Origin of the sequence: Paraburkholderia sp. BR13444, assembly GCF_040948755.1 — a bacterium.
In the GTDB taxonomy this organism is placed as follows: Bacteria; Pseudomonadota; Gammaproteobacteria; order Burkholderiales; family Burkholderiaceae; genus Paraburkholderia; species Paraburkholderia youngii.
The window spans coordinates 1-8,718 of the sequence record NZ_JBFPKM010000033.1 but is presented as its reverse complement, the minus strand read 5'-3'; the positions used below and the strand labels follow the sequence as shown (position 1 = coordinate 8,718).

The following is an 8,718-nucleotide window of genomic DNA, read 5'->3' as shown; positions in this document are numbered from 1 at the left end:
CGCGCAGCTCAAGCAGGCGAATGCCCGGGTGAAGGGTGTGATCTTCAACGGGATCGATACGGATGTCTATCGCTACAGTCTGGGTGCGCGCGCCGGCCTCTATCGCAATGCTTCCTATCTCGACGCACTGCCGGCCAGTGGGGAGACAAAGAAGAACTAACCTTCGCGACGCGACGGCCACGCTCGATTTCTCACCGCTCACTGCGTTCGCCGGCCACTAGATCTGCCTGATGGCGCTTTCGAAAGCTGAGCGCACGGGCGCCGACGTCCTCATCTATGGCTGCATCCTTCTGATTCCTACTTTCGCGCCGGTCGCCATTGTAGCGACTCGGCTCGAATGTTGATTCCTGCAGCCTTTTAAGCTTCTCGGGCTTCCGCGCTATCGGGCTGCCGGCACCTTCGCGTTCGGCTACCGTGTCGGCCATCTTTGTACGTCATACTTTACTGAATCTGCCCGTTGGCCAAGAGGCCATTGCCATTCTGGAGATTGGCGCCGAGAGGGGGGCTAAAGCCGTGGTATAGTGAGTTTCGATATTACATCGGTATTCATTTGCAAATAGGACACTGTGCTTTTGTCAATCTCTGCCGGACTTTAGGTCGCCTTCATCGCACTGTCCGGTGCCGCTACGGAATATCCCAGCCCATAGCTACGCCACCGATGACATCGTGCTGTTCAAATTCACAATATTCCGATGTGGTCGTAAGGGGAGTGGAAGATGGTAACTTTCTTGACGCATGCCGCCTGCCTGCTGATCGGCGTAGCGATTGGGGTCTTTGCGTGTGCGCTTTGCGTTGCGCGTGCGAGAGGATCAAAGGAGGATGATTAGTCGCATCGCCCTTTTATGATTCGTCTGTCATTGCGGATGTCCGCGGCTTCCCCATTTTAAAGCTATCAAGCACGTTGGAGCAGGGCAAAACAACAAAAATGACGCAAACTCCAGAGTCGGAGTTCGCGTTCACCTGATCAATCGCGATAGGCGGGTTCACTTGACTGGCGTCAGGTAGGGGGCCGACAGGAATCGCTGCGCTCGCGGGATCGTCGCGGTGTATGCGCGAATGGCGGCCGCAAGCTGCGGACAAATCAGGTTACGGTTGTAATCGTAGATCGAATAGCCGTCGCCTTCTCCGTTACTCGGGTCGCCGTTACGCACGACATACCAGAACGCCTTTGCCACAGAACCGTTGTCCATCAAAACTTTCAACTGGTTGAATGCCGCGAGTTGCCCGGCGTCGGTGCGGCTCTTACCGTTGTTGGTTTCCGTAATCCAGATCGGCTTGGAACCGCTGGCAACCAGATTCGACACGGTTGTGTTGAACGACTGCATCAGCAAGTGGTAGTCGGCGCTGCTGAAGTAAGGGTGAACGTCGACGACATCGATCGTGGTGTTCAACGGGCTGGCTGGGCTCTTCGAGTTGTTGCCCATTGCCTTGATATAGTCGGTCGCCTGGATCAGCTCGTTGCCTGCGGGCGGCTGCCAGCCGTTATTCGGGTACGTCGAGTTGTAGAAGTAGGAGATGCCCTGAGTGTGCAGAACCGTCTTGTAGCCCGACTGCCTTTTCAAGTTCAGGATCTGTTTGGCTTCCGAATAGAGCGTCTTGCTGCGATCCAGAATGTAGCCGTAGATACCGTGCGGATCACCGTAAGATGGGTCCGAGGCGGAGAACGACCAGTTGGTTTCATTGAACAGTTCGATGTCAGCCGTAAACGGCAACGCGACGTCCATCAGCGCGCCGAAATACTTCGTGAACGCCGCGTCGCAGAAGTCGAGTCGCGCTGAGGATGCGCTCGGCGGATTCTGGGTAGCCGGGCATTGGTATGCACTAGACGGCGCGTACATGCCCACCAGGAAAAGAATCTTCATACCGCGCGTGCGCGCGGCGTTCAGAAGCGCCTTCAGAAAGGTCACCTTATTGGGGTCCAGCGTGCTGCCGTCGGCCAGCGTCATGAAGTCCCATGAAACACCGAGGCGAACCGTACCGACGCCTAAACCGGCAATCAGATCCAGGTCCTTCGAGCATTCGCTCAGCGCCTTCTGATCCGCACTCCACAGATTGCAGTTCACGTCCATTGCAAAACGGTCGTTTCCGCTTCCGGTGGGCGGCGGCTGCAGCGCCGCGAGCCGCTGAGCATTGGCTGTAGCCGCGTCCATTGTATTGGCGTGACCATTCTTCGCGAAGGCCGACATTGGCTGCCCACACAAAAGTGTTAAGGCGGCGAACAAGAAGATGAAATTGGGTTTCATATCTTAACTATAAAGGTTGACACCCTGAATTGGTCCAAAAACGTGAAAGTTAGGTGTGGAGATGAACATCAATTGTTTGAAGCGAACGCATTGGTCGCACGAATACGTCAAACACGCGCATCAGACACGGCGTCGGCGTTACAAGGATCAAACGAAGTTTTCGTGTCTAGCTCGACAATGATCGAATCGTCCGGCCGTGTGCGGGAACGCACATCGGGTCGAGTGCCGAGCGGGATACTTTTTCGACTTGGAAGCGCAGCGACGAGTGGTCGCATAGGCTTTGGCGCGATAGTCCATAAAACAGGCTGTTGTTCATCAAGTTTCATTTTTGACCTTCATTGAACGCAGCAATAACGCAAATTTTTGTGCTGAAACAGTCGTCTCTCTTTAGACAATTTGGAAATCGAAAAATTTGGAAGGCGCGGTTTAACCGTCTGATAAAAGCAGGTCTCTGATGTGATCGCTTTGTCATGGTATCTATAAGTGGTACCAAGCGATAAGAGCAATCAAGAGCGAAGTCATCAATTCGAATTCTGCGTATCTGATTTGATAAAAGACCAGTCGGTGCGCCTGTTGAAGATGACGTGTCGCGAGCGAACTGTACGATGGCGTCTTTATGCGCGATTACTAACATTCAGTCGCGGAGTGAGATGTTACGCTGGTCCCGAAGTCATCAGTGAATCAATGAATTAGCCACACTAAATGATTCACTTCCACACCAAAATCTGTTTTGCAAGCGCAAAGTGCCTACGCCGGCACCTTCCCCACGAGTTTCCGAACCAAGGAGATAGCATGTTCGAATCCAACGCCGCCGCGGATCCGAAACTGGAAGAGGCGTGCCTTGAGGCGAATTCAAAAAAAGTCGCCGTGGATGACTCGCATCCGCCAGGCGAGAACCTCCTGGTTGCAAGATGGGATGACGCGGTGAAGAGAGTAATGGACGTTTGCGGAGCGTCAGTTCTGCTCATACTTCTCTCTCCGGTTCTACTGATCATTGCGCTCGTCGTCATGAGCGACCACGGAAACGCCGTATATGGTCATCCGAGAATTGGCCGGGGAGGACGTACTTTCAAGTGCCTTAAGTTCCGCTCCATGGTCAAGAATTCGGATGAAGTTCTTGCCAAACTGCTCGCAACAGATCCGCAGGCTCGTGCGGAATGGGACCGAGATTTCAAGCTTAAAAACGACATTCGGGTGACGCCGGTTGGCCGTATTCTGCGCAAGACGAGCCTCGATGAGTTGCCGCAACTCTGGAATGTGCTGCGTGGCGATATGAGCCTGGTTGGCCCCCGTCCTATTGTCCAGAAGGAGTTGGCCCGATATGGCCGTGATGTTCGTTACTACCTGGCGCTGAAGCCCGGAATGACGGGTCTATGGCAGGTCAGTGGCCGCAACGATGTGGACTATCCGACGCGGGTTTCGCTCGACGTCAGATACGCAATGAACCGCTCGCTGGCATTCGATATATCGATTCTTCTGAAAACCGTCAAAGTGGTGTTCGCAAAAGACGGAGCCTACTGATCCCGGCTGAGGTTCCAATGTCGTGGATTGCATGTCGTCCCGATCGCCGTGACCGATCGGGTGAAGTGATCCGCTATTGCTGAGCAATTCACGAGAAAAAGTTATGAGAGTGGTCCACGTAATTGAATCGACTGCCACAGGAACGCTTGCAGTTGTGAGCACGCTTGCGACGCGGCTCGCCAAGGAAGGTCACGAGGTTTATGTGATCTATTCCGAGCGCGAGGAAACGCCAAACAACTTGCGCGCAATGTTTCACTCTGATGTCGTCCTGCAGCATCTGCAGATGAAAGGACCATCATTGGCGCACATCATGTCCGTGTTGCGCCAGCAACTCATCCGATTGAACCCGGACATTGTCCATATGCACTCGTCGTTCGCGGGTTTCCTTGGACGAATGGCGACCTTGTTTGCGTTGCCGTCAACGGCGCTTTTATATAGCCCCCATTGCATCTCCTTTGCACGGCGGGACATTGGCAGGTTGAAGCGATACTGTTTCGCGGCCTTGGAGTGGCTTGCATGTTTGAAGAGCTGCACATATGTCGGCTGCTCTGAGAGCGAATGCGCGGCAATCCGCCGCTATCTGCGGCGAGATGCAGTACTGGTCGAGAATGCGATCGATCGGGCTGTCGGTGCACAGGGCGACACTCGTCTGAGAGGCGCTGAAAAAGTCGGGTCGACGAAACGGCGAATCATTGCGACTGTCGGCGGCATTCGTGTGCAAAAGAATCCGCAACTATTCGCGGAGATTGCACGATCGTTCGATCGGGACGACGCGGAATTTGTATGGATCGGCGACGGCGACGCAGGTCTCCGGAGGACGCTCGAGGACGCTGGTGTGCGTGTGACCGGTTGGCTTACGCGTGCTGACGTGATCGAAACTGTCGTGCAAGCGGATATCTATTTGTCGACAGCTTCCTGGGAGGGGATGCCTATCTCCCTGATCGAGGCAATGACGCTCGGCACACCCGTTGTGGCGTCGGATTGTCCGGGCAATATAGATACCATTCGCCACAATTCGACAGGCGTCCTTTATCGGACGGCTGCGGAAGCGACATCGCTGATCCAGGAGATGCTAACCGACGAGAAATTTCGTGAAGATTTGTCCCGCCGGGCGCAGGAGGAGGCGCGTAATCGATTCAGTGAAGATCGCTTCTTCAACAACATCGAGCTGCTTTATTCGACCCAACTGCGGAGCATCCGCGAGGGCCGTGCGGTGCTGAGCGAGTAAAAAAGCGCTCGTAGTCGCTGATAATAGAAATGGTTTGCGCGGGTCTTCGCGCAAACCATTTTATTTTTTAGATCCTCGCGAGATAACGCTCCACGCCTGAGGCGGCGATTATATTTGTCCACCGCAAATGCAACAGTGTAGACGGGTCGTTTTTCGGTACCATATCGCCATGGAAATTGCAGATGCTAGAGAATACGTCTGGGCCCGTTATTTTGCATTGAATTCCAAACTTTGCGGCGGCGTTCAGATTCGACGGAGAGTCATTGCAGATGATTCTCTTGCCGAGTGCGGCATATTCCAGAAGCTTGGTCGGCGTCTGCACGTCATACGGACGCTTGTAGGGGATGGTTGAAACAGCGATCTCGCAATTGCGAACCACCGCCAGGGCATCGCGTTGCGGAAGACGTCCTGTGAACAGGACGCCGGGCGATTGAAGATATGCGTCGGAGATTTCCTTTTCAACAGGCCCAACCAGAACGAGGGTATCCGAGTCGCGCTTGGCGGCCAGAAAGTTCCTGATGAAGCCGTCAAAGCCGCGTTCTCGCGTTATCTCGCCCAGGTAGCAATATGTGCCCGTCGGAAGGGGCCGGTTGCGGTCAGCATCTGCGGTAAAAATCCAGTCTGGCACGCCCATTGGCAGAAAAACGGTGTCCACTCCGTCCCGGAAACCCATCACCTCGCTCATCGAATCGTTCTGAAAGATTCGAAGATTGGGCCGCGGTTGTAACGTTTTCTTGATGGTGTCCTTTAGCGCGCTGTTACGCCCGACCGACAGCGAGCGATAGTCGTGGATCACGTATTTCGCGGCAGGAGTCCTAGGGTAAAAACCCATGATGCACCAGAGAATGTATTCCTCAGGGTTCTTGACTTTTTTGTAATCATCGAGCGTTCCTGACGTCACCTTACAGTCATTTCCGACAAAATACTTCGTGTAAGCGTCTATCTCCGGATAGTTCGCCTTGCCGGGGTGAAGAATGAATATTTGCATGTCATTGCACCGTTCAAGTTTCGTCTCTGCGGCCAACTCTGCGCTACTATGGGACGGTTCGGACCGCGTTCGTTGAAACGTCGCACGCCAATGAACTGCTCAAGCGTTGGTTAGCTTGATATCCTTTGGCAAAAACGCCGCGACGTTGGATTGCTCTATCACTCGGTCCCAAATGAGATCCGCAAAGTCCGTCCGCCGATTCGCTGTCGCACTGCGCGCGGCGTCTTCATCGATTCCGTCAAATATGTTCGCCGTCGTGATCACGCTGTGGATGCCCATCTCTTCACAGCATCTGATATTGGACGGCGAGTCGTTGCAGACGATTTTCTTGCCGAGGGCGGCATACTCGAGCAGCTTGGTCGGCGTTTGATAGCAATGCGGCCGGTGATAGGGGAAATAGCACACCGCAACTTCGGATTCGGCCACGTGCTTCAGCGCATCACGCTGCGGCAACGGCCCAGTGAAAATGATATTTTTCGCATTCGAGAATCTTTCATAGATGCGCGAGTCCGGTTTTCCCACCAGGAGGAGGGAGGTGTCGCGCTTCTGGAACTTGTTGATAAACGCTTCCAGCACGCGATCGAAGCCCCGCTCGACGCTCATTTCGCCGATATAGCAGAAATCAGCCTTCTTTTCGCTCTGACCGCCACCCTGCACCTCGAAGATCCAGTTCGGCACGCCCATAGGAAGGATGACACTGGGGACGCCGTGGCCGAAACCCATGATCTCCTGTTGCCGTTTGTTTTGAAAGATCCGCAGATTCGGCTGGCAATTGAAGTACCGCTTCGCGACGTCTTTCATCGCCGGCCAGCCGCCAACGGACAGAGAACGGTAGTCGTGGATGACGAAGTCGGATTCAAACCGATTCGGATAAAAGCCCATGATTTCCCACAACACGAAATTCCGCTTGTTCTCGAGCGCACGATACTCGCTTATCGTTCCGACCACCACCTCCACGCCGCGAGCCTTAAAATAGTTTTGATAGGCAGTAATTTCCGGATAATTTGCGTTACCGGGAGACGTGATGAAGATTTTACGCATACCGCCTTCCTTTTTTAATCGTGGAGATAAGGAACAATAAGGCCGTCACAAAAAGTGCTCGGGCGGCTTATTTCCGCCTTTAATTAGCAGGTGATCGAACGTTGACCACTTGTCTTGCTCGAAGCCGAGATCGCCCGCTATAGCAGTTTTATTGGCAAATACCTGATCGGTGTGATTTGCTGCCTGGGTCGAATGCCGCGCGGTGCTCAAATGTGTCCTACGCTAAAGCGCGATGGGTCGCGTCGTCGCTCGACCGACATTGCCTCGTCTTGACCAGATTCGGTCCGTGCGCGGTGGTCGGCGGCGCTGCGCTGTCTACGCCTGGTTCAATACTCGCGGTCTGCTGAAGATGCGCTGAGCGAAGCGCCGGACCCGTCCCAGTCGTAGATAGCGCGGCGCCAATGTGAGGCCTGTCAGCTGCGCGGCGAACCACGCCACGGAAGAATGATCGTCAATGTCGAACGCCTTGAGCCGGAACGGGTCGCTTCCTTCGTCGTTCCAGCCCACGTCGGTCGTGCGTGCACTCTTGTAGCCGGCGGCCTTCAACAGTTCGACTTCGCGCGGACCAAAAATGCCATAGGGATATGCAAAATGCTCGCACGGCTTCCCGACGATCCGTTCTACCTCCAACTTTGACAGCGCAAGTTCTTCAAAGCATTCGTCGTCTTCACAGAAGGTCAGTGTCGGGTGATAACGCGTGTGCGACTGAAAGTCGACATAGGGGCGCATCTCTTCAATATGGGCGGCGCTGAGGCCAGTAATCGTCGCCGATGCGTCGAGCGAGTCCTGATGAAAGCCTCGCGCGTCCAGTTCGGCCAGGCGCTCCTGGTTTTTCATGCGAATCAGCCGCTTCACACCTGCATCCTTCGCGACGGGATGCAGGAACCAGTGAGTACGATCCTGCGCCACGATGCTGCTGCAGATGTAGATGGTCGGGTACACGCCGTACTGAATGAATACGGGCAGCAACTTCGCATTGCCAATATGGCCGTCATCAAACGTGACGGCCACGCGCGGGCGACCACTACCACGCGAATTTGCCTGCGACAAGGGCACGAACTCGACCTTGTCTTTCAGGTACTCGAAATGAGCCTCGAGCGTGGCGGGCGATGGATCGTGATAGAGCAGAATCGCGGTGCGATCACGCCAAAGCAAGGCTCGAATCGCGGCGGGGATTCCACTGAAAAGCAGCGCGCGTGTGAAAATCTCACGCATCAATTGTTTCATATGCATCCCAAGCTAACGGCATTGAATGGGATTGTGACGTTGCAGCCACTAAAGCGATGTGCGTTAGCGTACAGAGATAATGACAGACTTCAGATAGTCTGGGATACTCGTTAGTGCGCCGTATGCGCTATTTTTCCAGAGCTGGATCTACTGCGGGGAAAACAGGGGTTCAGCGGATAATTAGGCAGCTTTTATGTTTATACGGTAAGACGATTATTCTGAAGTTGGTGGCGCGCAAAGCAGAGGGAACATCGCAAAATTGCGTTGCACACCGAACTGACGCACGCAGCGTCAGCATCAAAAATGTTGCCGTCCCGTGACAGAAAGCGAGATTTTGGCAACGCCGTATCGCCTGCATCTTAAGTCCAGCTTCTACCCTTTTCGTACACCCGCCCTGGGGTTTCGATGAATCAGAACTCTCTCCTTACGAATGCCGCTGTGGTTCGCAATAACGATGTGAGTCTCTCACG

At 54.3% G+C, this 8,718-nt stretch carries 5 protein-coding genes and 1 pseudogene; 2 read left to right on the top strand and 4 right to left on the bottom strand.

Translation table 11 applies throughout. From position 1 onward, the window contains the following. Positions 1-983: 983 nt before the first annotated feature. A complete protein-coding gene (locus AB3X95_RS38740; RefSeq protein WP_254905977.1) occupies positions 984-2,243 on the bottom strand; it encodes a glycosyl hydrolase in 1,260 nt (419 codons plus the stop codon). Between the two features lie 924 nt (positions 2,244-3,167). Here AB3X95_RS38740 and AB3X95_RS38735 point away from each other — a divergent pair. Together AB3X95_RS38735 and AB3X95_RS38730 are read left to right on the top strand one after the other, a co-directional pair. Next, a pseudogene (locus AB3X95_RS38735) lies at positions 3,168-3,764 on the top strand (sugar transferase); the annotation flags it as partial. A gap of 103 nt (positions 3,765-3,867) precedes the next feature. Further along, the gene (locus AB3X95_RS38730; RefSeq protein WP_176123591.1) at positions 3,868-4,992 is read left to right on the top strand and encodes a glycosyltransferase; all 1,125 of its coding nucleotides are present in this window, start codon (positions 3,868-3,870) and stop codon (positions 4,990-4,992) included. Positions 4,993-5,059: 67 nt separating this feature from the next. On the opposite strand, the gene AB3X95_RS38725 is transcribed toward AB3X95_RS38730, so the two are convergent. The 3 genes from AB3X95_RS38725 to AB3X95_RS38715 form a co-directional block, all read right to left on the bottom strand. After that, positions 5,060-5,980 carry a glycosyltransferase gene (locus AB3X95_RS38725; RefSeq protein WP_368623987.1) on the bottom strand — a complete coding sequence of 307 codons (921 nt, stop codon included), beginning with the start codon at positions 5,978-5,980 and terminating at the stop codon, positions 5,060-5,062. 99 nt (positions 5,981-6,079) lie between these two features. Then, entirely contained in the window at positions 6,080-7,021 is a 942-nt protein-coding gene (locus tag AB3X95_RS38720; protein ID WP_368623986.1) for a glycosyltransferase, read from the bottom strand. Between the two features lie 315 nt (positions 7,022-7,336). Further along, positions 7,337-8,248, bottom strand: coding sequence for a polysaccharide deacetylase family protein (locus AB3X95_RS38715; RefSeq protein ID WP_368623985.1), 912 nt, complete (start codon positions 8,246-8,248; stop codon positions 7,337-7,339). Positions 8,249-8,718: the final 470 nt, after the last annotated feature.